Raw genomic sequence first — 22,427 nt, 5'->3', positions numbered from 1 at the left:
CACTCTACGACCGGACGATCGCCGTCTTCCGCGACTCCACGCGGAAGGAGAGCAGGGCGATCAGCAGTCCGGCCACCGCGAGCGCAGCGCCGGTCCACGACGGCGCGGTGAAGCCCCAGCCCGCGGCGATCACGAGGCCGCCGAGGAACGCCCCCATGCTGTTGCCGATGTTGAGCGCCGAGTGGTTGAGCGCCGCGGCGATCGACTGGTTGTCTTCGGCGACGTCCATCAGGCGGGTCTGGATCGTCGGAGCGAGGACCGAGGACACGAATCCGACGACGAAGACGAGCACGGCGAGAGACACGATCCAGAACGAGAGCGCGGCGAGCAGCGCGAACACGGCCGCCATGATCGCGAGGCCGAACAGCAGGGTGCGCCGGAGGTCGATGTCGGCGAGGTGGCCCCCGACGATGTTGCCTCCGGTCATGCCGAGCCCCATCAGGACGAGCACGATGGGCACGACCCACTCCGGCGAACCGGCGACCTCCGTGACGAGAGGGGCGATGTAGCTGTAGACCGCGAAGAATCCGCCGAAGCCGATGGCGCCGACGCCGAGGGCGAACCACACCTGCGGGATGCGGAACACCCGCAGCTCGGAGCGCATCGTGCGCCCCGGCTCGCCCGGGTGCTCCGGCACGAAGAACGAGATGCACAGCGTCGCGAGGGCGAAGACCAGGGCGACCACGCCGAACGCGGCGCGCCAGCCCCACTGCTGGCCGAGGAAGGTCCCGAGCGGCACGCCCACGACGTTCGCGACCGTGAGGCCGGTCAGGATGAAGGCGACGCCTTTGGCCCTGTTGCCCGGGCCCATGACGTCGGCCGCCACGAGAGCGCCGATGCCGAAATAGGCTCCGTGCGGGAGACCGGCGAGGAAGCGCGAGGCCCCGACGAGCTCGAACGTCGGCAGCACCACGGTGAGGGCGTTGAAGACGGTGAGGGCCAGGGCGAGGCCGATCATGACACGGTGCCGAGGGAAGCGTGCCACGAACCCGGCGATCGTCGGCGCACCCACCACCACGCCGAGCGCGTAGAGGGAGATCAGCCAGCCGGCCTGGCTCAGCGCGTCCTCCGGGCTCGACGCCCACAGGGTCGGCAGAAGGTCGCCGGCGATGTCAGGGAGCAGGCCCATCACGACGAACTCGGTCATGCCGATGCCGAAACTGCCGATGGCGAGAGAGAGGAGCGCCCTCTTCGCCGCACCCCTCGTGTCAGTCGAGGGATTCACCCGTAAAGACTACCGGTCGCGCGCGATCACTCGGGCAGCCAGCCGCGGTAGATCAGCTCCGTGCCGTCGTGGCCGCGAGCGGCGTCCCAGAGATCCAGCCAGCGGCGCCTCGCCCCTGCGGGTCTCCACGGATCGGGACGCAGCTCGCTCGGGATCAGCGGGTCGTCTCGGAGCGCGAGCTCCAACGCATCGGCCAGGCGGAGTTGGCGGGCGACCGGCGACAACCCCGCAGGCAGGGCCACGAGCGCGCGATCGAGCTCCGCGTACGCAGCGAGGGTGGGCTGCGCCGGCCACAGCGACTCCACGATCTCCTGCGGATCCGTGATCCCCCTCATCGTGAGGTCGCCGGATGCGGCTGTCACGAGATACGGACCGGCGCCGGCCGGAAGGAACGCGGTCAGGTCGTGCGGCGTCACGTACAGGCCCGTGGAGAAGGGAGCGGCACCGAGACTCACGATGTCTCTGCGGAACGCGTCGCGGATCGCACGGTGCGACTCCGGTGCGCTGATGCCGAGGAGCCGCCAGAATCCGTCCCAGGGCGCCTGCCCCGCGTCCTGGGCGAAGGCCAGCCGGACCGCGATCCGGTCGATGTCCAGCCGTGCTCGTCCGGACTCCGTGAGCTCGACGACTCCCGCACGCCCGCGACCGCGCTGCTCGAGCTCACCGGCGGAGATGAGGCGCCTGAGCGCCAGCCTCACGGGCTGGTCCTCGATCCCCAGCTCGTTGGCGGTGGCATAGATCAGAGCGAGGTCGACCTCGCCGGCGAACGGCAGGTGCGCTTCGATCAGGGTGCGCGGCGAGATCTGGTCGGTCATGAAGACAGCTCCTTGGTCAGCACCGTGTATCGATCGAAACCGTACACGAACCCCAGGAGACCCAGAGCGCCCGACTCGATCGGCACGAAGCCGCGACGCATGTACAGCGCGCGGGCGCGGGGGTTGCTGTCGACCACCGACAACCTCACGGACGTCGCACCCCTGTTCCGGGCAAGACGCTCTGCGGCATCGAGAAGCGAGGTGCCGATGCCTGTACCGCGCTGGTCGGCGTCGACGCAGATCCCGTCGAGCACGAGCGAGCCGGGATGATCTTCGCGAGCGAGCACGCTGAGGACGAGTGCCGCGCGCAGCGCTCCCCCGATCGAGAGGTGGCTGCGCAGGGACTTCATGCTCAGCTCCACGGCGCCGGTGCCATCCGCGTGGAAGCCGCACACGCCGACGACGCCTCCCTCGGATCGCGCGACGAGCATCCGATCCGAGCGCATCGCCGCACGGATCACGCGGAGCCCCACGGCATCGTCGCCGAAGGCGGGACGCAGCTTCCTCCGGAACGCCCCCCAGTACAGCGCGCCGATGTGCTCCCGCTCGGACTCGTCGAATCCGAGGTCGATCTGCACAGCGCTCATGGTTCAGTTCTATCAGATAGGCTACGTTCGTGCGCAATTTGAACTTTTGGCGAAAGCCCGTCATCATCGCCGGCATCGCCCTCGCCGTGGCGCTCGCCGCCGCGGGTGTGGTGCTCCTCGGAAACGACTACCGTTTCACCCAGACCGCCGTGCAGATCCCGACCACCGACGGTCGACTCGACGGCGTGCTCACCATGCCGCCCACCGACTCGCCCCGAGGCCTCGTCGTCATGGTGCACGGCGACAGCGCCGTGGACGCGACGCAGGACGGCCTGTACTCCCCCTGGTTCGAGGGCGCGGCCGACGCGGGATTCGCAACCCTCTCCTGGAGCAAACCGGGAGTCGGCGGATCGACCGGCGACTGGCTGGACCAGTCGATGGACGATCGCGCCGCCGAGGTGAGCGTCGCCATCGACTGGGCCCTGGGACAGGCCGGTATCCCGACCGAGCGGATCATCCTGTGGGGAGCCAGCCAGGCGGGGTGGGTCATGCCGAAGGTCGTCGCCGCGCGCGACGACATCGACGGCGTGGTCGCGGCGGGGACGGCGATCAACTGGCTCACGCAGGGCCGATTCAATCTCCTCGCCGACCTCGACCACGAGCACGCGACCGAAGCCGCCCGCACGCAGGCCATCGCCGAGAGCGACGCCGTGCGCGGGCTCCTCGACCGCGGCGCCTCGTACGAGGAGTATCGCGAGATCACCACCGACGATCCACCGATGACCGCCGCGCGATGGGCATTCGTCGCCCGCAACATGTACGCCGACGCCACCGCGGACCTCCGCGCCTCTGCGATGCGGGAGATCCCGATCCTCCTTCTCATCGGAGAGCACGACCGCAACGTCGACGTCGATGAGACCGAGCGCGTCTACCGCGACGTCTTCGGCTCGATGCTGAGCGTGCGTCGGGTCGACTCGGCGCACTCCCTGGCGCGTCCGATCGTCGAAGACGACGCGTTCGTCGGAACGCTGATCGGCACGGTGTGGCCGAGGGCTCTCCTCGCTCCGGGCGTGATCGACGCCTACACGGGCTATCTCCGCGACATCGACTGAGACTCCGAGACCCCTCGGAGCGCGGCGTCTGGCGGGCTGCTATTCGGCGGACTCGTCGATCGCCGCCTCCAGGCGCTCGATCTTGGCGTCGAGCTCGCCGGAGTAGCCGGGGCGGATGTCCGCCTTCAGCACGAGCGAGACGCGGGAGCCGAACGGCATCACCGCCTCGGTGGCGCGCTTGACGACATCCATCACGGAGTCCCAGTCCGGTCCCTCGATCTCGGTGAACATGCTCGTGGTGCGGTGCGGGAGTCCCGACTCGCGCACGACGCGGACGGCGGCGGCGACCGCGTCGTGCACCGACGCGTCGTCGCGCTCTGATCCTCCGGACGGTGTGCCGCTCGGGGCGACGGAGAAGGCGATGAGCATGTTCACTCCCTGGTGTTCGATGTGGGGCGGGCCGGCACCCGCAGCAGCGCGCGGATGCCGAGGACGAGGAGGACGACGAGGAGGACGTTGCGCAGCGACAGCACGACGACGGGCAGCAGCTCTGCGCGCAGCAGGGCGTCGTAGTTCAGCGGGTACACGAGGCAGGTCAGCAGCGCCAGAGCCAGCACGACCCCCGCTGGTGCCTTCGCTCTGACGCGATCGAGCACGAGCCAGAGGATGACCGGCGCGAGCAGCCAGGTCTGGAACTGCGGAGACCCCACCTTGTTCATCACGATGAGCGTCGTCGCCAGCGACAGCGCGAGCGGCGGGAACAGCCGGGAGAAATCCGCCCCCCGTATGGCCGTGACGGCGCCGATCGCGGCGATGACGAGGACGACGAGCGCCATCAGCGGGGTGAGCGCGGCGCCGACGGCATCCGCCCCCTGCGCCGAGATCTGGAACGTGAGGATGTCGTAGCTGTACTCGATACGCGCCGAACCGGCGACGGCGAGCCAGAGGAACGGCGTCGCCGCCACCGCCTCTATCTGCAGGCCGCGGCCGGTCTGCTCGGTGAGGAACCCGAGGATCTCCTGCCGGGCGCCCAGCAGGTACAGCGCGACGATCACCGCGGCGGTGACGGATGCGGCGGCGAGGAGCATCCGCACCCGCACCCTGAACGCCACGACGGCCGCGAGCAGCACTGCTCCCGGCCAGATCTTGATCCACGCGCCGACCGTGAGCAGCGCGGCGGCGAGCGCGGGGCGACGGGTGAGCCAGAGCCCGGCGATCACCACGAGCGGCACCGTCACGGCATCGATGCGGTACAGCGCGATGGGGCCGAGAAGGAGCAGGGCCAGGATCCAGAACCACGCGGCGACACGTCGCGGTCGTGCCGGAGAGCGCCCGAGCAGCACGCCGAAGGCGATCGCGTCGAGGGCCGTCACCATCGCCGCCCACGCGAGGAGATAGGCGCTCGATGCGCCGAGCGCCGGGATGAGCGGCAGCGACAGCGCCTTGGCCAGCAGCATGGGCAGGAGGGCGAGCTGCGGATACACCCAGGTCTCCGTGACGCCCACGATCGGTCCACCCGACAGGGCGGATGCCGCCCACGGCTCGTACACGAGCACCACGTCGCCCATGGGCTGGCTCGGGTACACCCAGCCCACGACGACCGTGAACAGGTGCACGAGCAGGAAGGCCGTCCAGAGCCCGACCAGTCGGACGTCGCCGGAGCGATTCACGAGAGCAGGTCCCCGATCGCACGGGGAAGCGCGGCGGCGACGTCCAGGGCGACGATCGGATGCCCCTGACCGGTCGCCTCCGTGCCGATGACTCCCGCGGCGAGCCTGCCCGCGCGGCCGTGCAGCCAGGCGCCGGCGGCGGCGATCTCCGCGATCGGAGCCTCAGGGCACGCAGCGACCAGTGCGCCGATGACCCCCGCGAGGACGTCGCCGGTGCCCGCCGTGGCGAGCCAGCCAGTGCTCTCGCGGACGCTCAGGACGACCCCGTCGCGATCGGCGACGAGCGTGCGGGCGCCTTTGAGCAGCACGGTGCCGCCGAGCGCTGCAGCGACCTCGGCGACCGCCGATTCAGGGCTCTGATCTGCAGGGCGCAGCCGCAGACTCTCCCGAAGACGCGCGAACTCCCCCGCGTGCGGGGTGACCACGAAGGGCGCCGCCGCGCCGAGAGCGAGATCGAGAGCACCCGCGTCGACCACGACGGGCGCGGCGTCCGCGAGGATCTCCCGCAGCGCGGTCGTCTCCTCCTCGGTGCGCAGAGCGGCATCGGTGCCGGACCCGATCACCCACGCGCCGACGCGCGACCGACCGGCATCCTGGGCGATCACCGTCTCAGGGCGGCGCGCGAGCACGGCATCCGCCGCCCGGCCCGAACCGACGTACCGCACGAAACCGGCCCCCGCCCGCCACGCAGCCTCGACGCCCAGCACGGCCGCGCCGGGGTAGGCGTCCGACCCTGTGCGCAGGGCGACGACGCCGCGCGAGTACTTGTCGTCGGCGTCCGAGGGCGCCCTCAGGAAGCGCGCGGTATCGCTCCGCGACCACTCTCGGACATCGACCATGACTCCACGTTAGTGCGACGACCCTCGGTACCTCCCGCAGCGGCTAGCGTCGGAGGAGTGAGCATCCTCTTCTCTCCCCTGAGCGTCCGATCCGTCACCCTCCGCAACCGGCTCTGGGTCTCACCCATGTGCATGTACAGCGCGGTCGACCGCGTCGTGCAGGAGTGGCACCACACGCACCTCGCCCAGTTCGCGTCCGGCGGGGCCGGGCTCATCATCGCCGAGGCGACCTCGGTCGTCCCCGAGGGGCGGATCTCGCCGCGCGACGCCGGCCTGTGGAACGACGAGCAGCGCGATGCGTGGGCGCCGATCGTGCAGGCGATCCACGACCGCGGCGCCGCCGCCGGAATCCAGCTCGCCCACGCCGGACGCAAGGCGTCGACGTGGTGGCCGTGGGCGGCGGAGCGCGGTTCGGTGCCCGCCGCAGAGGGCGGCTGGACCACTCTCGCGCCCTCCGCCGTGGCCTTCGACGGCTTCGCCGAGCCCCGCGCTCTGGATGGCGCCGGGATCGACGCGGTGGTCGAGGCCTTCGCGGCATCCGCTCGTCGCGCGCTCGACGCCGGGTTCGACGTGCTCGAGATCCACGGCGCGCACGGCTACCTGCTGCACCAGTTCCTCTCCCCCCTGTCGAACCTCCGGGAAGACGAGTACGGCGGCTCGCTGGAGAACCGGGCGAGGCTGCTGCTCCGTGTGATCGACGCCGTCCGCGCCGAGGCGGGGGCCGACGTGCCCGTGTTCGTGCGGATCTCGGCGACCGACCACGCCGACGGAGGCTTCACCGCCGAGGAGGCGACGACCGTCGGCACCTGGTGCTCCGAGCACGGCGCCGACCTCATCGACGTGTCCAGCGGCGGGCTCGTCTCTCATCAGCGGATCGACGTCTTCCCCGGCTACCAGGTCGCGCTGGCCGAGACCGTGCGCCGAGGCGGGAGGGTCCCCGTCTCGGCGGTCGGACTGATCACCGCGGCCGAGCAGGCGGAGCAGGTGCTCGTCGACGGTGCGGCCGATGCGATCTTCGCCGGCCGGGAGTGGCTGCGCGATCCGCACTTCGGGCTCCGCGCCGCGCACGAGCTCGACGCGCAGACGACCTGGCCGCCGCAGTACGAGCGCGCCCGCTGGCGCTGAGCCCCGGAGGGCGCGCGGTCAGTGACCGCGCACCCTCCTGGTCGCGTCCTGGACCTCTCCGACGAGCTCCTCGAGGATGTCCTCGAGGAACAGCACGGCGGTGGTCTCGCCCTCGGCGTTCCGCACCTTCGCCAGGTGGCGTCCGGCGCGGCGCATCACGGCGAGCGCATCCTCGAGGTCTGTGTCCTCCTGCACCGGCACCATGTGGTGGATGCGCTTCGCCGGCAGCGGCTCGGCCATCCTCACCTCGGCGTTCGGCCCCTCGGAGGCGCGCAGGATGTCCTTGAGGTGGACGTACCCGATCGGGGTGTCCTCGGCGTCGACGATCACGTAGCGGGAGAACCCGTAGCGGGCGACCGCCTTCTCGATGTCGTCGGGCGTCGTCGACTGCGGCAGCGTCACCAGATCGCTCAGCGGCACGGCGACGTCACGCGCCTTCTTGTCGGTGAACTCGACGGCGGCCGCCACGGTGCCCGCGGAGTCGGCCAGCACGCCCTCGCGGCGGGACTGGTCGACGATCGTCGCCACCTCGCCCAGGGTGAACGTCGACGCGGCTTCGCTCTTCGGCTCCACGCGGAACAGCCGCAGCACGCCGTTCGCGGCGGCGTTGAGCACCCAGATGACCGGCATGAAGACCTTCGACACCCAGACCAGCGGCGGGGCGAGCAGCAGCACGGCGCGGTCCGGCAGCGAGAACGCGAGGTTCTTCGGCACCATCTCGCCGAACACCACGTGCAGGAACGACACGATCAGCAGCGTGATCGTGAAGGACACGGCGTCGACGACGGCATCCGTCCACCCGAACGCATGCAGCGGAGCGGCGAGCAGATGGTGGATCGCCGGCTCGGAGACGTTCAGGATCAGCAGCGAGCAGATCGTGATGCCGAGCTGGGACGTCGCGAGCATGAGCGTCGCGTGCTCCATCGCGTACAGCGCCGTCTTGGCCGAGCGGGAGCCCTGCTCCGCGCGCGGCTCGATCTGCGAACGGCGAGCCGAGATGACGGCGAACTCGGCGCCGACGAAGAAGGCGTTGCCGATGAGCAGCACCACGAGCCAGACGATTCCCGCCCAATCGCTCATCGGGTCACCTCCTCATCCGCGTCCTCGGATCTCGGGACGTAGCGGATGCGGTCGACACGGCGACCGTCCATGCGCACCACCTGGAGCACACCCGATTCGAGAGGCACCTCGTCACCCACCGCGGGCACGCGCTCGAGGACGCTCATGACGTAGCCGGCGACGGTGTCGTAGACATCGCCCTCCGGAACCTCGACGCCCGCACGGCTGCGCAGCTCGTCCGGTCGCAGCTCGCCGGGGAAGGTCACGCCGTCGCGACCGACGATGACGCCCGCGCGGGTGCGGTCGTGCTCGTCGGACACCTCGCCGACGATCTCCTCGATGAGGTCCTCGAGAGTGACCAGACCCGCGGTGCCTCCGTACTCGTCGACGACGACGGCGAGCTGATAGCCGCGGGCCCGCAGCTCGGAGATGAGTCCGTCGATGTGCACCGTCTCCGGCACGCGCAGCGGCTCGGTGGCGAGCGCGCCCACCGGCACCTCGGAGCGACGGTCGCGCGGCACGGAGATGGCGGCCTTCAGGTGGACCACGCCGGTGATGTCGTCGAGATCGTCGTCGTACACGGGGAAGCGGCTGTGCCCGGTGCGCCGAGCGAGCTGGATGACGTCATCGGCCGAATCACCCGCGGCGATCGCGTGCATGCTGGGTCGTGCCGTCATGACGTCGGCGGCGGTGAGCCGCGCGAAGGTCAGAGTGCGGTCGAGCAGCGTCGCGGTGTCCTCTTCGAGCAGGCCGGCCATGGCTGAGCGGCGGACGAGCGAGGAGAGCTCCTCGGCGGTCCTGGCGCCGGAGAGCTCCTCCTTGGGCTCGACGCCCATGCTGCGCAGCACGCCGTTCGCGCTCCCGTTGAGCACGACCACGGCCGGCTTGAACACGGTCGTGAACGCCACCTGGAACGGGATGACCATCTTCGCCGTCGCCAGCGGCAGCGCGAGGGCGAAGTTCTTGGGGACGAGCTCGCCGAGGATCATCGACAGCGAAGTCGCCACGACCATCGCCACGACGGTCGAGATCGGCGCGATCGCCGCCTCGGGGATGCTCCACGCGACGAAGGTCGGACGCAGGAGGTTCGACAGCGCAGGCTCCATCGTGTATCCGGTGAGGAGCGTCGTCAGCGTGATGCCGAGCTGCGCCGCCGACAGATGCGTCGACGTGTGCCTGAGCGCACGGATCGTGAGGGAGAGCCGGGTCTCGCCGCGAGCCTGACGCGCTTCGAGTTCGGCACGGTCGAGGTTGACCAGCGCGAACTCGCTCGCGACGAACAGGCCGGTCCCGACTGTGAGCAGGAGCCCCACGCCCAACAGGATGTAATCCATCAGAGGTTCCTCTCGCTATCGAGAGGCGGGCGGTGGGGCGATGTACTGCAACTGGGAGGGTCGTCCATGGTGAGCACGATTGTACAGAATCCGGCTGAGGGTCAGGCGCACCCGTGACGCCCACCCTCTCCTGAATCCCTCGCGCCGAGTGCGGCTCGGGCGCAGCACCCCGCGCGACGGGGGTTCTCGCGGAGCGACTACCAGCTGACGGGCAGAGCCTTGCCCTCCTCGTAGCCGGCTGCCGACTGCAGACCCACGAGTGCGCGGTCGTGGAACTCCGGCACGGACGACGCGCCGGCGTAGGTGAACGAGGAGCGGACACCGGAGGTGATCATGTCGAGCAGATCCTCGACGCCCGGACGCAGCGGGTCGAGGTAGATCTTCGACGAGGAGATGCCCTCGGCGAAGAGCTCCTTGCGCGCGCGCTCATAGGCGTCCAGACGACCGAATCGGGCCTGGACGGCCTTGGTCGACGCCATGCCCCAGGACTCCTTGAAGATCCGTCCGTCCGCATCGCGCTGCAGCTCGCCCGGCGCCTCGATCGTGCCCGCGAACCAGGACCCGACCATGACCGACGCGGCCCCCGCGGCGAGCGCCAGCGCCACGTCGCGCGGGTAGCGCACTCCCCCGTCGGCCCAGACGTGGGCGCCGAGCGACCGCGCTGCTTCCGCGGTCTCGAGCACGGCGGAGAACTGCGGACGCCCGACGGCGGTCATCATGCGCGTCGTGCACATCGCGCCGGGGCCGACCCCGACCTTCAGGATCGTCGCTCCGGCGTCGACCAGGTCGCGCACGCCGTCGGCGGTGACGATGTTGCCGGCGACGATCGGCAGTCCGAGGTCGAGCGACGACACCTCGCGCAGCGCGCGCAGCATCCCCTCCTGGTGCCCGTGCGCGGTATCGACGACGAGCACGTCCACACCGGCGGCGGCCAGCGCGCGGGCCTTGGACGCCACGTCGCCGTTGATGCCGACAGCCGCGGCGACCGCGAGACGGCCGTCCGCGTCGAGGGCGGGGCGGTACAGGGTCGCTCGCAGCGCGCTGCGAGCGCTGAGGGTGCCGACCAGGTGTCCGTGGCGGACGATCGTCACCATCTCGACACCGGCGTCGGTGATCACGTCGAACGCGTGCCGCTCGGAGCCGATGTCGTCCGCGTCGAGCGAGGGCGTGCCCGTGTGCACGAGATCCCCGAGCTGAGCGTCCGTCAGCGCGGTCGCAAGGCGTGCGGCGGGCAGGATGCCGAGGATCTGCTCGACCGTGTAGGGGGCCGTCCCCTTCGCCACGACGATGCCGTGCCCCGCGGTCGCGGGGAGCAGCCGGAGCGCCTCGGAGACGGATGCCGTCGGCGGGAGCACGAGGGGCGTGTCCCAGAGCACCGGCTGGTCCTTGACGTCGCGGATCGCGGCATCCAGATCCTGCAGCGGCATGTCCTGCGGAAGCACCCCGAGCCCACCGCGTCGCGCGAGCACCGCGGCGAGCCGCGGCCCCGTCACGGAGTTCATGTTCGAGGCGACCAGCGGCAGCGTCGCCGGGGTGCCGTCGTTCGGAGCGAGATCGACCTGCAGACGGCTCGCCACGCCGGATCGGCGCGGCACGAGGAACACGTCCGAATAGGTCAGATCGACGGTGGGCTGCTTGCCTGCGAACTCCATGACTCCACGGTACCGAGATCGTCGGCATCTTGGCGCGCCGCGACGACGAATCCCCGGGGGAAACACGTTAGGCTTGTGGGTCGAGAGTGTGCAGACCCGGGCGCATCCTGCGTCCTTGTGAGCACACGTTGAGATTCAGCGATGAAAGAGGGCGATCGAGCGTGTCGAACCAGGTGACCGGCGTCGGGGGCGACGGGGGGTTCGGAGCCAATTCCTGGCTCGTCGAAGAGCTCTACGAGCAGTTCAAGGTGAACCGCGACTCCGTCGACAAGGAGTGGTGGCCGATCCTGGAGAAGTACCAGTCGGATGCCGCGACCGGCACCGCCGCAGCCGCATCTCCCGCTCCCGCTCAGCCCGCGCACCCTGTGACGGCTCCGATCCCCGTCATCGGCGCGCAGCCCGTCGCGCGCACCACGGCCAAGCCCGCAGCAGCCGCCCCGATCCCCGCCCAGGCGCCGAAGCCCGAGGCGAAGGATGCGGCAGTCGACGCGGCCGAAGAGGACAAGGTCACCCCGCTGCGCGGTCTGCCCAAGACCCTCGCCGCGAACATGGACGAGTCGCTGACGGTTCCGACCGCCACCAGCGTCCGCACCGTTCCCGCGAAGCTGATGATCGACAACCGCATCGTCATCAACAACCACATGGCTCGCACCCGCGGCGGCAAGATCAGCTTCACGCACCTCATCGGCTGGGCGCTCATCCGCACGCTCGACGAGTTCCGCAGCCAGAACGTCTTCTACGCCGAGATCGACGGCAAGCCCTCGGTCGTCGCCCCCGCGCACGTCAACCTCGGCATCGCGATCGACCTTCCCAAGCCTGACGGCACCCGCGCCCTCATGGTGCCGAGCATCAAGCGCGCCGACACGATGACGTTCAGCGAGTACCTCGTCGCGTACGAGGACCTCGTCACCCGCGCTCGCAACAACAAGCTCACCGCCGCCGACTTCCAGGGCACCACGGTCTCGCTCACGAACCCCGGCGGCATCGGCACCGTGCACTCCGTGCCGCGTCTGATGAAGGGCCAGGGCTGCATCATCGGCGCCGGCGCGCTCGAGTACCCGGCCGAGTTCCAGGGCGCGAGCGACAAGACGCTGAACGAGCTGGCGATCGGCAAGACGATCACCCTCACCAGCACCTACGACCACCGCGTCATCCAGGGCGCCGGATCCGGCGAGTTCCTGAAGAAGGTGCACGAGCTGCTCATCGGGCAGCGCGGCTTCTACGACGACATCTTCGCCGCCCTGCGCATCCCGTACGCGCCGATCCGCTGGAACGCCGACATCGCGGTGGACCTCGCCGAGCGCGTCGACAAGCAGGCTCGCGTGCAGGAGCTCATCAACTCGTTCCGCGTCCGCGGACACCTGATGGCCGACATCGACCCCCTCGAGTACGTGCAGCGCTCGCACCCTGACCTCGAGATCGAGAACCACGGCCTCACCTTCTGGGACCTCGACCGCGAGTTCGTCACCGGCGGATTCGGCGGACGTCGCATCGCGAAGCTGCGCGACATCCTCGGCGTGCTGCGCGACTCGTACTGCCGCACGCTGGGCATCGAGTACATGCACATCCAGGACCCGGAGCAGCGCCGCTGGTTCCAGGAGAAGGTGGAGGTCAAGTACCAGAAGCCCGGTCATGACGAGCAGCTCCGCGTCCTCCGCAAGCTCAACGAGGCCGAGGCGTTCGAGACCTTCCTGCAGACCAAGTTCGTCGGCCAGAAGCGCTTCTCCCTCGAGGGCGGCGAGTCCCTCGTCCCCCTGCTCGACGAGATCCTCCAGGGCGCCGCGAACGCGGGGCTCGAGGGCGCAGCGATCGGCATGGCCCACCGCGGCCGCCTGAACGTCCTCACCAACATCGCCGGCAAGACCTACGGCCAGGTGTTCCAGGAGTTCGAGGGACACCAGACCCCGGGCAACCAGCGCGGCTCCGGCGACGTGAAGTACCACCTCGGCACCGAGGGCACCTTCATCGCCGAGGACGGCGCTCAGCTGCCCGTCTACCTCGCGGCGAACCCCTCGCACCTGGAGACCGTGGACGGAGTGCTCGAGGGCATCGTGCGCGCGAAGCAGGACCGCAAGCCCATCGGCACCTTCACCTGGCTGCCGATCCTCGTGCACGGCGACGCCGCGTTCGCCGGACAGGGCGTCGTCGTCGAGACGCTGCAGATGTCGCAGCTGCGCGGCTACCGCACGGGCGGCACCATCCACGTCGTCGTGAACAACCAGGTCGGCTTCACCACCACCCCGAACGACGGCCGCACGTCGGTGTACTCCACCGACGTCGCCAAGACGATCCAGGCGCCGGTCTTCCATGTGAACGGCGACGACCCCGAGGCCGTCATCCACGTCGCACAGCTGGCGTTCGAGTACCGCGAGCGGTTCCACCGCGACGTCGTCATCGACCTGGTCTGCTACCGCCGCCGCGGACACAACGAGGGAGACGATCCCTCGATGACGCAGCCGCTGATGACCGACCTCATCCAGGCGAAGCGCTCGGTGCGCAAGCTCTACACCGAGTCCCTCGTTGGACGCGGCGACATCACCGAGGAGGAGTACGACCAGGCGAAGGCCGACTTCCAGAACCGTCTGGAGATCGCGTTCGCCGAGACGCACGCCGCCGAGACCGGTGCGACCCCGATCGCCCCCGATCTGCTGCCCGTCGACGAGCAGATCGGCGCGCCCGAGGTCACCGGCGTCGCGAAGGAGGTCATCCAGCTCATCGGCGACGCCTTCGTGAACAAGCCCGAGGGCTTCACGGTGCACCCGAAGATCCAGCAGCTGCTCGATAAGCGTCTCGACATGAGCCGCAACGGCGGCATCGACTGGGGCTTCGGCGAGCTGCTCGCCTTCGGCTCCCTGCTCGTGGAGGGCACCCCGGTGCGTCTCGCCGGTCAGGACTCCCGTCGCGGCACGTTCGTGCAGCGCCACGCGACTCTGCACGACCGCGCGAACGGCCAGGAGTGGCTGCCGCTGTCGAACCTCTCCGACGCCCAGGGCCGCTTCTTCGTCTACGACTCGCTGCTCAGCGAGTACGCCGCCCTCGGCTTCGAGTACGGCTACTCCGTCGAGGCGCCCGAGGCGCTCGTGCTGTGGGAGGCGCAGTTCGGCGACTTCGTCAACGGCGCCCAGTCCGTCATCGACGAGTACATCTCCGCCGCGGAGCAGAAGTGGGGCCAGCAGTCCAGTGTGACCCTGCTGCTCCCGCACGGCTACGAGGGCCAGGGACCCGACCACTCGTCGGCGCGCATCGAGCGCTTCCTGCAGCTGTGCGCGCAGGAGAACATGATCGTGGCTCGCCCCTCCACCCCCGCCTCGCACTTCCACCTGCTGCGCCGTCAGGCCTACGCACGTCCGCGCAAGCCGCTGATCGTGTTCACGCCGAAGGCGATGCTGCGTCTGCGCGGCGCCACCAGCCCGGTCGAGGCGTTCACCAGCGGGCGCTTCGAGCCGGTCATCGACGACGACCGCGGTCTCGACCGCAGCGCCGTCAAGCGGGTGCTCGTGCACTCGGGCAAGGTCCACTGGGACCTCCGCGCCGACCTCGAGAAGAACCCGAACCCGGAGGTCGCGCTCGTCCGTCTCGAGCAGCTGTACCCGACCCCGATCGACGAGCTGAAGGCGATCACCGACTCCTACCCGAACGCCGAGCTGGTGTGGGTGCAGGAGGAGCCGGAGAACCAGGGAGCCTGGCCGTTCCTGGCTCTGGCTTTCGCCGACGTCCCCGGAGACCGCACGTTCCGCCCGGTCGCGCGCGCGGCGTCGGCCTCCCCCGCGACCGGCTCGTCGAAGGTCCACGCGGCCGAGCAGGCGACGCTGATCCGCGAGGCGCTCACCGTCTGAGCATGTGAAAAGGGCGCCCCGACGTCGGTCGGGGCGCCCTTTCGCGTCTCTCTCCGGATTCAGCGGAGGGATGCCGTGGCCGGCATCCGCTGTGCGAAGCGCTCGTCCGTGCTGAGCCCCGTGCTCGCCCGCGCGAGTGCTGCGGCATCCGCTCCCGCGTCGCCGAGCGCGAGCAGGGCGGCTCCGAGCACCGGCGGGGCGTCGACGATCGACAGTCTCGCGAACGGGACCCGCGCGGCGAGCCCCTCGGTGATGCCCGCCAGCAGGAGCGGGTCGCGCGCTCTCGCGACGCCCCCGCCGAAGACGACGGGGACGTCGGCATCGAGGAGTCCGAGCCGGTCGATGCACGCGACCACGTACGCGACGACCTCCTCCGCCTGCCGCTGCACGACGGAGCGGGCCACGGCGTCGCCGGCGTGAGCGGCCTGGAAGATGAGCGGCGCCAGTCGGGCGAAGCCCTCGTCGGCCCGGCGTCCGAGGTGGACGTCCTCGATCAGCGCGCTCACGCTCGGCGCATCGACCGCGTCGAGCAGCAGCGGAAGCAGCGCGGTCGCGGGCCCCCGTCCGTCTTCGGCGCGTGCCGCATGCCACACCACCGCGTCGCCCAGCTCGCTCCCGCCGCCCCAGTCGCCGGACAGCGGGCCCAGCGCGGGGAACCGCACCGCGGCGCCGTCCGCCCGCACCCCGATCGCGTTCATGCCCGTCCCGCAGATCACCGCCACCGCGTCACCCGAATCGGTGCCCGCCCTCAGCAGGGCATGCAGGTCGTTCTCGGCGATGACCGATCCCACCGCCCAGGGCAGCGGGGCGATCGCCGACCGGAAGGCCTCGATCTCATCGGTCAGATCGAGCCCGGAGAGGTACAGGCCGACGTGGACGAGCCGCTGCGGATCTCGATCGCCGAGAGCCTTCACGACGAGCTCGTCGATGATCCTCACGGACTCGTGGAGGCCTTCGAGCTGCGGACTCGAGCCGTGGCCACGCTCCCAGGCGATCACGGCGCCGGTCACGTCGAGCAGCACGACATCCGTCTTGGAGCCTCCTCCGTCGACGGCGAGGACCAGATCGGATGCCGCGGTCACGCCCACTCCAGGAACCGGGAGTTCGCCGCCAGCAGCAGATCGGTGAGCTTCTCCGCTCTGTCGTGCTGCAGGACGAGCGGGTGCGCGCGCATCGCGCGGAGCACTCGGTCGCGGCCCCCGTGGACCGCGGCGTCGAGGGCGAGGCGCTCGTACCCGGCGACGGCGCTGATCAGTCCGCTGATGTCATCGGGAAGAGGGGCGACCGGCTCGGCGACGAACCGCCCGTCGATGTGCCTGGCCGGCACCTCGATCACATGGTCGTCGGGGAGGAAGGGCAGCACGCCGTCGTTCCGGAGGTTGACCACCCTGGGCAGCTCGGTGCCACCGCGGATCGCGATGAGCAGCTCGATCGCCGCCTCCGAGTAGAACGCGCCGCCGCGCTTCTCCAGGATCTCGGGCTTGGTGTCGATGGCGTCGTCGGCGTAGATGCCCAGCAGCTCCTGCTCGATCGCGCGCACCTCCTGCGCCCTGGTGGATGCGTGCAGCTGCTCGTGCAGCACCTCGTCGTGCGCGTAGTAGTAGCGCAGATAGTACGAGGGGATGACACCGAGCTGCGAGAGCAACGCGGGTGCGAGCTCGACGTCCTCTGCGAGCTCGCCCAGACGCGTCTCGAGCGCATTCGGCAGCATGTCGACGCCGTCGACGAACACTCCGCGCTCCCAGGTGAGATGGTTCAGCCCGACGTGCGCGAGCGCGACACGGTCGGGGGCGACTCCGGCCTCCGAGGCGAACCGGCGCTGGAAGCCGATGGCGACGTTGCACAGACCGACGGCGCGGTGCCCTGCCTGCAGCAGCGCACGGGTGACGATGCCCACCGGGTTCGTGAAGTCGACGATCCAGGCGTCGGGCTTCGCGTGCGTGCGGACCACCTCGGCGATCCGCAGCACGATCGGAACCGTGCGCAGCGCCTTCGCGAGTCCCCCGGGGCCCGTGGTCTCCTGACCGATGCAGTCCACGTCGTGCGGCCAGGACTCGTCCTGCTCACGGGCATCCTGGCCCCCGACGCGCAGCTGGATCAGCACGGCATCCGCGTCGGAGACGCCGGCGACGAGGTCGTCCGTCGTCGTGAGGCGGGCAGGGTGTCCGCCTCGGAGCAGCATGCGACGTGACATGCCTCCGACGAGCTCGAGCCTCGCGCGGTCGGTGTCGACGAGCACGAGCTCCTCGATGGGCAGCTCCCTCTGAAGTCGGATGAAGCCGTCGATCAGCTCCGGGGTGTAAGTCGATCCACCGCCGACGATGGCGAGTTTCATCTGCTCTCCTTGTGCTTTCTTCTGTGCGCCCGTGCGGGTCACTGTGTGGGGATTCGGTCTTCGAGCCGGCTGCGGATCTGCTCCACGAGCAGACGCCTGGCCCCGGCGAGAACGGCGCTGTCGCCGGTCGTACTGAGTCGGACGGAGGGAGTCGGCCGCTCCTCGCTGAGGACGATCTCGCCGACGAGCTCGGCGAGGCGATCCCCGCCCGCGAGTGAGGTCGGACCGCCGAGCACGACGAGCTGCGGATCGAGCACAGCCAGCACGGGCTCGATGGTCACGGCTATCCGCGCGGCGATCTCCCGCAGTGCCCGCTCGTCCGCTGCGATCGCGGCGACGCCCTGCGGATAGCGTGCCGTCGACGGCGCTCCGGCGAGGTTCATGACGTACGCGGAGCCGAGCAGGGCGGTGGTCACGGCACCCGGCTCCCCCGGTCTCCCAGCCACGGTCAGGTAGCCGATCTCACCGGCTCCGCCATGAGCGCCCCGATGGATGGAGCCGCCGAGGTCGACCCCGATGCCGAGTCCGACGCCGATCCAGAGGAGAGCGAAGCTGCCGGCATCCTGAGCGACGCCGAAGGCCCGCTCGGCCATGGTGGCGAGATTGACGTCGTTCTCCAGGGTCGCCGACACGCCGAGGCTCGATTCGATCCGTTCTCGGGACCCCTCCGACGGCCAGCCGGGCAGCGTGTCGGTCAGGGACAGCGTGTCGGAGCCGCTGCTGACGGCGGCCTGCAGTCCCACGGTCACGGCCTCGACCGTGCTCCGTTCGGCGCCGGATGCCGCGCACGCCGCCTCGATGGCCCGTCCGACATCGCTCTCCGGCGACCGCTCCACGTCGTGGACCGGCAGCTCGATGATCGGATGCGGCGTGCCGAGAGCATCGACGAGAACGGCCTGGATGCCGTCGTCGAGCATGTTGACGGCGACTCCGTTGATCCGATCGTTGCGGACGCCCCAGCTGACGGCGCTCGGCCCTCTGCTGCCGGCGACCTCGCCGACCGGGGCGACGAGGTCGGCGCGCTCCAGACGGGCGATCATCTGCGTCGCCGTCGGCTTCGACATCCCCGAGAGCTCTCCGAGGCGCGTGCGCGTGAGCGCGCCGTGCTCGAGGAACAGACGAAGGGCTTCGCGGTCGTTCCTGGTGCGCAACCAGGACGAGGTGCCCGGGTCGATCTGTGACATGGATGCTCCTTTCGCTGATCAGGATGGTCGTTCGGGTCGCCGGATCCGCCTCCCCGCTCGTGCGGGGTGGCAGGCGGTGCGAACGGTGTCAGTGGATGCCGAGCTCGGCGCGGACCTCATCGCGGAGCCGGCCGAGGTTGTCGGGTTCGGGGGCGGCGGCGAGGAGGGTGCGGGTGTACTCGTGCTGAGGGTGCAGGATCACGTCGTCCGCGGGACCGCGTTCCACGACATCGCCCTTGTAGAGCACCATGATCTCGTCGCTGAAGTGGCGGGCCGTCGCGAGGTCGTGCGTGATGTACAGCACGCCGAGGTTCTCCTCCCGCTGCAGATCCGCGAGCAGATTGAGGACTCCGAGCCGGATCGACACGTCCAGCATGCTCACCGGCTCATCCGCGACGATGAACCGGGCGCCGGGGGCGAGGGCGCGGGCGATCGCGACGCGCTGCCGCTGCCCGCCCGACAGCTCGTGCGGACGCCGGTCCACGTAGTCCGCGGCGGGCGACAGGCGCACGCGATCCAGCAGCCCGAGCACACGCTCCCGCACCTGCGCCGACGACAGACCGGGGTGGTGCAGGCGGATCGGCCGCTCCAGGTGGTGACCGATCGTGTGGAACGGGTTCAACGACGCGAACGGATCCTGGAACACCATCTGCACGTCCGACCGGTACGCGGCCAGAGCCCGTCCCCTGGTGGGCGTCTCGACCCCGTCGATCAGGATGCTCCCCGACGTCGGCGTCTCCAGCTTCATCAGCATCCGCGCGATCGTGGACTTCCCCGACCCCGACTCGCCCACCAGAGCGACGGTCCGCCCGGCCTCGACGGTGAACGACACGTCCTTCACCGCGTGGAGGACGGTCGAGCGGAACCCCGATCGCAGATGGAAGTCCTTGCTGAGATTCCGCGCCTCCAGCGACGCCACCGCTTCCCCGCTCATCGGACACCCTCCTGGCTCGCGCCTGTGCGCACGAAGTCCCCGCGCTCACCCGTCAGCGACGGGAAGCTCGACAGCAGCCGCTTCGTGTACTCGTGCTGCGGAGACCGGTAGATGTCCTCCGCGGTCCCCTCCTCCACGATCTGCCCCTGCAGCATCACCGCGATCCGATCGCTGATCTCGATCAGCATCGGCAGGTCGTGCGTGATGAAGATCACCGCGAACCCCAGCCGCTCGCGCAGCCGCATGATCTCGCGGATGATGCCCCGCTGCACGACCACGTCCAGCGCCGTGGTCGGCTCGTCCATGATCATCACCTGCGGGTCCAGCGCGAGGGCCATCGCGATCATCATGCGCTGCCGCATGCCGCCGCTCAGCTCGTGGGGGAAGGACGTCAGACGCGCGGGATCCACACCCACCAGGGTGAGCAGCTCCTCCGCGCGGGCCTGCTTGTCCCGCCGCGCCATCCCCGGACGATGCGTGTCGAAGATGTCGAAGATCTGCGCCCGCACGTCGATCACCGGGTTCAGGGAGTTCATCGCGCCCTGGAACACCATCGAGATCTTGTCCCAGCGGAACGCCCTGAGGCCCTCACCGTCGAGTGCCACGATGTCGATGTCGCGACCGTCGCGGTCGTGGAACACGATCTCGCCGCTCGTCATCAGCGCCGGGGCCTTCAGCAGCCGGTTCAGTCCGTACGCGAGAGTGGTCTTTCCGCAGCCGGACTCCCCCGCGAGCCCCAGGATCTCCCCGCGGTTCAGCGTGAGCGACACATCCCGCACCGCCCGCACCGGCGGATCCACCTCGTACTCGATCGACACGTTGCGCGCCGACAGCACCGGAACACTCATGCGACAGCTCCCTCTCCGCCGATGCCGCGGCCGGAACGGCGTGCGCGGCGCTGACGCCGCGCAGCGGCCGGGGCCAGGCGCAGCTTCGGGTTCACGATCTCGTCGATCGCGAAGTTGATCAACGACAGACCGGTGCCGATCAGGGCGATGATCGCGCCCGGCGGCACGAACCACCACCACGCACCGCTGCCGACGGCCTGGCCCGTCTGGGCGTCGTTGAGCACGGTCCCCAGCGTGATCGATCCTGTCGGCCCCAGACCGAGATAGGAAAGACCCGCCTCCCCCAGCACTGCGAAGATGACGCCGAAGATGAGCTGGGCCGCCAGCAGCGGCACGAGGTTGGGGAGGATCTCGACGAAGATCACGCGCATCGGCCGCTCCCCGGCGACCACGGCGGCGGCGACGTAGTCGCGCGTCCGCAGCGAGCGTGCGGTGCCCCGAAGCACCACGGCGGATCCTGCCCACCCGGTGACCCCGAGCACGAGGGCCACGAGCAGCGAGCTGCGCGCGAGCGCCCCGAGGCCCTCGGTGTGCTGCACGTAGGCCGCGATGACCATCACGAGCGGCAGACCGGGGATCACGAGCATGATGTTCGTCAGCAGCATCAGCGTCTCGTCGAGGACACCGCCGAAGTAGCCGGCGAGCACACCGAAGACGAGGGCGAGCACGAGCGACACGACGCCGGCGACGACGCCGACGAACAGCGACCCCTGCGTACCCGTGGCGACCTGCGCGAGCACGTCGTAGCCGAGCTTCGTCGTGCCGAACGGATGCTCCAGGCTGGGCGGGAGCAGCGGATCGAAGTCGGCGTTCCTCGGGTCTCCCGTGAAGAGCGGCCCGAGCAGGCCGAACAGGACGATCGCGACGATGATGACGATGCCCGAGAGCAGCTTGCCCGAGAGCTTGGGGAAGACGCGGCGCGGGCGGTCCGCCCGGGAGACCGCGACGGCATGCGTGGAGTCGGCGACGGGCGCCTCGATCAGATCAGCCATTGCGACGCACCCTCGGGTCGATGAAGCCGTACAGAAGGTCGATGAGGAAGTTCGCCGCCAGCACCGTGAGGGTGATCACGAGGAACACTCCCTGCATGAGGGCGTAGTCGAGGCTCTGCACCGACTGGATCATGAGCTTGCCGATGCCCGGGTAGCTGAAGACCTGCTCGGTCACGATGGAGCCGGCGACGACGAAGCCCAGCGCGATCCCGAAGCCCGCGAGGCTGGGGATCGACGCGTTGCGGGCCGCGTAGGCGCCGCGGATGCGGGAGGGACGCAGTCCCTTCGCCTCCGCCGTGAGCACGTAGTCCTCCGCCATGGTCTGCACCATCATGTTGCGCATGCCGAGCAGCCAGCCGCCGACCGAGGAGATGACGATCGTCGCGGCGGGGAGCAGCGCATGCACGAAGACGCTCCCGAAGAACGGCAGGCTCCATTCGGGGCCTCCGGGGTACTCGAAGACGTCGTAGGCGCCGATGATCGGCAGTATCCCCAGCTGCACCGAGAACACGGCGACGAGCACGAGGGCGAGCCAGAAGTACGGGATCGACTGCAGGAAGGTCGTGATCGGCACGAGCTGGTCGACCCAGGTGCCGCGGAACCATCCGACCCATGCGCCCCCGATGATGCCGAGCACGAAGGAGATGACGGTGGCCGCTCCGACGAGCGTCACCGTCCACGGCAGCGCCGCGGCGATGAGGTCGCTGACCGGGACCGGATACTTGGTCAGGGAGACCCCGAGGTCTCCGTGCAGCATCCGGCCCCAGTAGGCGATGTACTGGTCCCACAGGCTCGATCCCTTGTCACCGCCGAGAAGAGCGGTGACGGCGTCGACCGTCTCCTGCGACAGCTGGCGTCCGCCACGGCGGAGCTTGCCGAGCATGATCGCGACAGGGTCGCCCGGAAGCATCCGGGGCAACAGGAAGTTGAGGGAGACGGCTGCCCAGAGCGTCACGACGTAGAACACGATGCGGCGGATCCAGAACTTCACGCCGTCCTC

Annotated in this window: 19 protein-coding genes; 3 read left to right on the top strand and 16 right to left on the bottom strand. The window is 69.9% G+C overall.

Annotation, left to right across the window (positions count from 1 at the left end; all coding sequences use genetic code 11):
* Positions 1-4 precede the first annotated feature (4 nt).
* The 3 genes from ACFY5A_RS12210 to ACFY5A_RS12200 are packed head-to-tail and all read right to left on the bottom strand — an operon-like array spanning position 5 to position 2,627.
* Complete coding sequence (locus ACFY5A_RS12210; RefSeq protein ID WP_105676518.1) at positions 5-1,225, bottom strand: MFS transporter; 1,221 nt, start codon at positions 1,223-1,225, stop codon at positions 5-7.
* A 26-nt stretch (positions 1,226-1,251) separates the two neighbouring features.
* The gene (locus ACFY5A_RS12205) at positions 1,252-2,040 is read right to left on the bottom strand and encodes a PaaX family transcriptional regulator (RefSeq protein ID WP_387234329.1); all 789 of its coding nucleotides are present in this window, start codon (positions 2,038-2,040) and stop codon (positions 1,252-1,254) included.
* Complete coding sequence (locus ACFY5A_RS12200; RefSeq protein WP_387234325.1) at positions 2,037-2,627, bottom strand: GNAT family N-acetyltransferase; 591 nt, start codon at positions 2,625-2,627, stop codon at positions 2,037-2,039. The genes ACFY5A_RS12205 and ACFY5A_RS12200 overlap by 4 nt, the downstream gene beginning before the upstream one ends.
* A 29-nt stretch (positions 2,628-2,656) precedes the next feature.
* Here ACFY5A_RS12200 and ACFY5A_RS12195 point away from each other — a divergent pair, with 29 nt between their 5' ends.
* Positions 2,657-3,679 carry an alpha/beta hydrolase family protein gene (locus ACFY5A_RS12195; protein ID WP_387234322.1) on the top strand — a complete coding sequence of 341 codons (1,023 nt, stop codon included), beginning with the start codon at positions 2,657-2,659 and terminating at the stop codon, positions 3,677-3,679.
* Positions 3,680-3,718: 39 nt separating this feature from the next.
* On the opposite strand, the gene ACFY5A_RS12190 is transcribed toward ACFY5A_RS12195, so the two are convergent.
* The 3 genes from ACFY5A_RS12190 to ACFY5A_RS12180 are packed head-to-tail and all read right to left on the bottom strand — an operon-like array spanning position 3,719 to position 6,128.
* Positions 3,719-4,048, bottom strand: coding sequence for a thiamine-binding protein (locus tag ACFY5A_RS12190; RefSeq protein WP_105676514.1), 330 nt, complete (start codon positions 4,046-4,048; stop codon positions 3,719-3,721).
* Positions 4,049-4,050: 2 nt separating this feature from the next.
* On the bottom strand, positions 4,051-5,289 hold the full coding sequence (locus ACFY5A_RS12185; RefSeq protein ID WP_387234319.1) for a hypothetical protein: 1,239 nt from the start codon (positions 5,287-5,289) through the stop codon (positions 4,051-4,053).
* Positions 5,286-6,128 carry an ADP/ATP-dependent (S)-NAD(P)H-hydrate dehydratase gene (locus ACFY5A_RS12180; protein ID WP_341942488.1) on the bottom strand — a complete coding sequence of 281 codons (843 nt, stop codon included), beginning with the start codon at positions 6,126-6,128 and terminating at the stop codon, positions 5,286-5,288. Before ACFY5A_RS12180 ends, ACFY5A_RS12185 begins: the two co-directional genes overlap by 4 nt.
* A gap of 57 nt (positions 6,129-6,185) precedes the next feature.
* On the opposite strand from ACFY5A_RS12180, the gene ACFY5A_RS12175 reads away from it, so the two are divergent.
* Positions 6,186-7,253, top strand: coding sequence for an NADH:flavin oxidoreductase/NADH oxidase (locus tag ACFY5A_RS12175; protein ID WP_387234316.1), 1,068 nt, complete (start codon positions 6,186-6,188; stop codon positions 7,251-7,253).
* 18 nt (positions 7,254-7,271) lie between these two features.
* Here the strand turns inward: ACFY5A_RS12175 and ACFY5A_RS12170 are convergent, their stop codons facing one another.
* The 3 genes from ACFY5A_RS12170 to ACFY5A_RS12160 form a co-directional block, all read right to left on the bottom strand.
* Positions 7,272-8,333 (bottom strand): hemolysin family protein, encoded by a 1,062-nt coding sequence (locus tag ACFY5A_RS12170; RefSeq protein ID WP_387234313.1) that lies wholly within the window; start codon positions 8,331-8,333, stop codon positions 7,272-7,274.
* Positions 8,330-9,646: a hemolysin family protein gene (locus tag ACFY5A_RS12165; RefSeq protein WP_105676507.1), complete on the bottom strand. Its 1,317-nt coding sequence runs from the start codon at positions 9,644-9,646 to the stop codon at positions 8,330-8,332. Before ACFY5A_RS12165 ends, ACFY5A_RS12170 begins: the two co-directional genes overlap by 4 nt.
* Before the next feature lie 197 nt (positions 9,647-9,843).
* Positions 9,844-11,298 (bottom strand): GuaB1 family IMP dehydrogenase-related protein, encoded by a 1,455-nt coding sequence (locus ACFY5A_RS12160; protein WP_387234310.1) that lies wholly within the window; start codon positions 11,296-11,298, stop codon positions 9,844-9,846.
* A gap of 161 nt (positions 11,299-11,459) precedes the next feature.
* On the opposite strand from ACFY5A_RS12160, the gene ACFY5A_RS12155 reads away from it, so the two are divergent.
* Positions 11,460-15,134 carry a multifunctional oxoglutarate decarboxylase/oxoglutarate dehydrogenase thiamine pyrophosphate-binding subunit/dihydrolipoyllysine-residue succinyltransferase subunit gene (locus tag ACFY5A_RS12155; protein ID WP_105676504.1) on the top strand — a complete coding sequence of 1,225 codons (3,675 nt, stop codon included), beginning with the start codon at positions 11,460-11,462 and terminating at the stop codon, positions 15,132-15,134.
* A 59-nt stretch (positions 15,135-15,193) separates the two neighbouring features.
* On the opposite strand, the gene ACFY5A_RS12150 is transcribed toward ACFY5A_RS12155, so the two are convergent.
* The 7 genes from ACFY5A_RS12150 to ACFY5A_RS12120 form a co-directional block, all read right to left on the bottom strand.
* A complete protein-coding gene (locus tag ACFY5A_RS12150) occupies positions 15,194-16,216 on the bottom strand; it encodes an N-acetylglucosamine kinase (RefSeq protein WP_387234306.1) in 1,023 nt (340 codons plus the stop codon).
* Positions 16,213-17,469, bottom strand: a complete 1,257-nt coding sequence (locus ACFY5A_RS12145) for a 6-phospho-beta-glucosidase (RefSeq protein ID WP_387234303.1) — start codon at positions 17,467-17,469, stop codon at positions 16,213-16,215. Before ACFY5A_RS12145 ends, ACFY5A_RS12150 begins: the two co-directional genes overlap by 4 nt.
* Positions 17,470-17,507: 38 nt before the next feature.
* Positions 17,508-18,653 carry an ROK family protein gene (locus tag ACFY5A_RS12140; protein WP_387234300.1) on the bottom strand — a complete coding sequence of 382 codons (1,146 nt, stop codon included), beginning with the start codon at positions 18,651-18,653 and terminating at the stop codon, positions 17,508-17,510.
* An 88-nt stretch (positions 18,654-18,741) separates the two neighbouring features.
* Complete coding sequence (locus ACFY5A_RS12135) at positions 18,742-19,587, bottom strand: ABC transporter ATP-binding protein (protein WP_387234297.1); 846 nt, start codon at positions 19,585-19,587, stop codon at positions 18,742-18,744.
* Positions 19,584-20,435 carry an ABC transporter ATP-binding protein gene (locus ACFY5A_RS12130; protein ID WP_223586673.1) on the bottom strand — a complete coding sequence of 284 codons (852 nt, stop codon included), beginning with the start codon at positions 20,433-20,435 and terminating at the stop codon, positions 19,584-19,586. Before ACFY5A_RS12130 ends, ACFY5A_RS12135 begins: the two co-directional genes overlap by 4 nt.
* Positions 20,432-21,427, bottom strand: coding sequence for an ABC transporter permease (locus ACFY5A_RS12125; protein ID WP_223586674.1), 996 nt, complete (start codon positions 21,425-21,427; stop codon positions 20,432-20,434). The genes ACFY5A_RS12130 and ACFY5A_RS12125 overlap by 4 nt, the downstream gene beginning before the upstream one ends.
* The gene (locus ACFY5A_RS12120) at positions 21,420-22,418 is read right to left on the bottom strand and encodes an ABC transporter permease (RefSeq protein WP_105672435.1); all 999 of its coding nucleotides are present in this window, start codon (positions 22,416-22,418) and stop codon (positions 21,420-21,422) included. The genes ACFY5A_RS12125 and ACFY5A_RS12120 overlap by 8 nt, the downstream gene beginning before the upstream one ends.
* Positions 22,419-22,427 lie beyond the last annotated feature (9 nt).

Origin of the sequence: Microbacterium sp. NPDC012755, assembly GCF_042901325.1 — a bacterium.
Classification (GTDB): Bacteria; Actinomycetota; Actinomycetes; order Actinomycetales; family Microbacteriaceae; genus Microbacterium; species Microbacterium natoriense.
The sequence above is the reverse complement of the archived record's forward strand: the minus strand, read 5'-3'. Positions and strand labels throughout refer to the sequence as shown.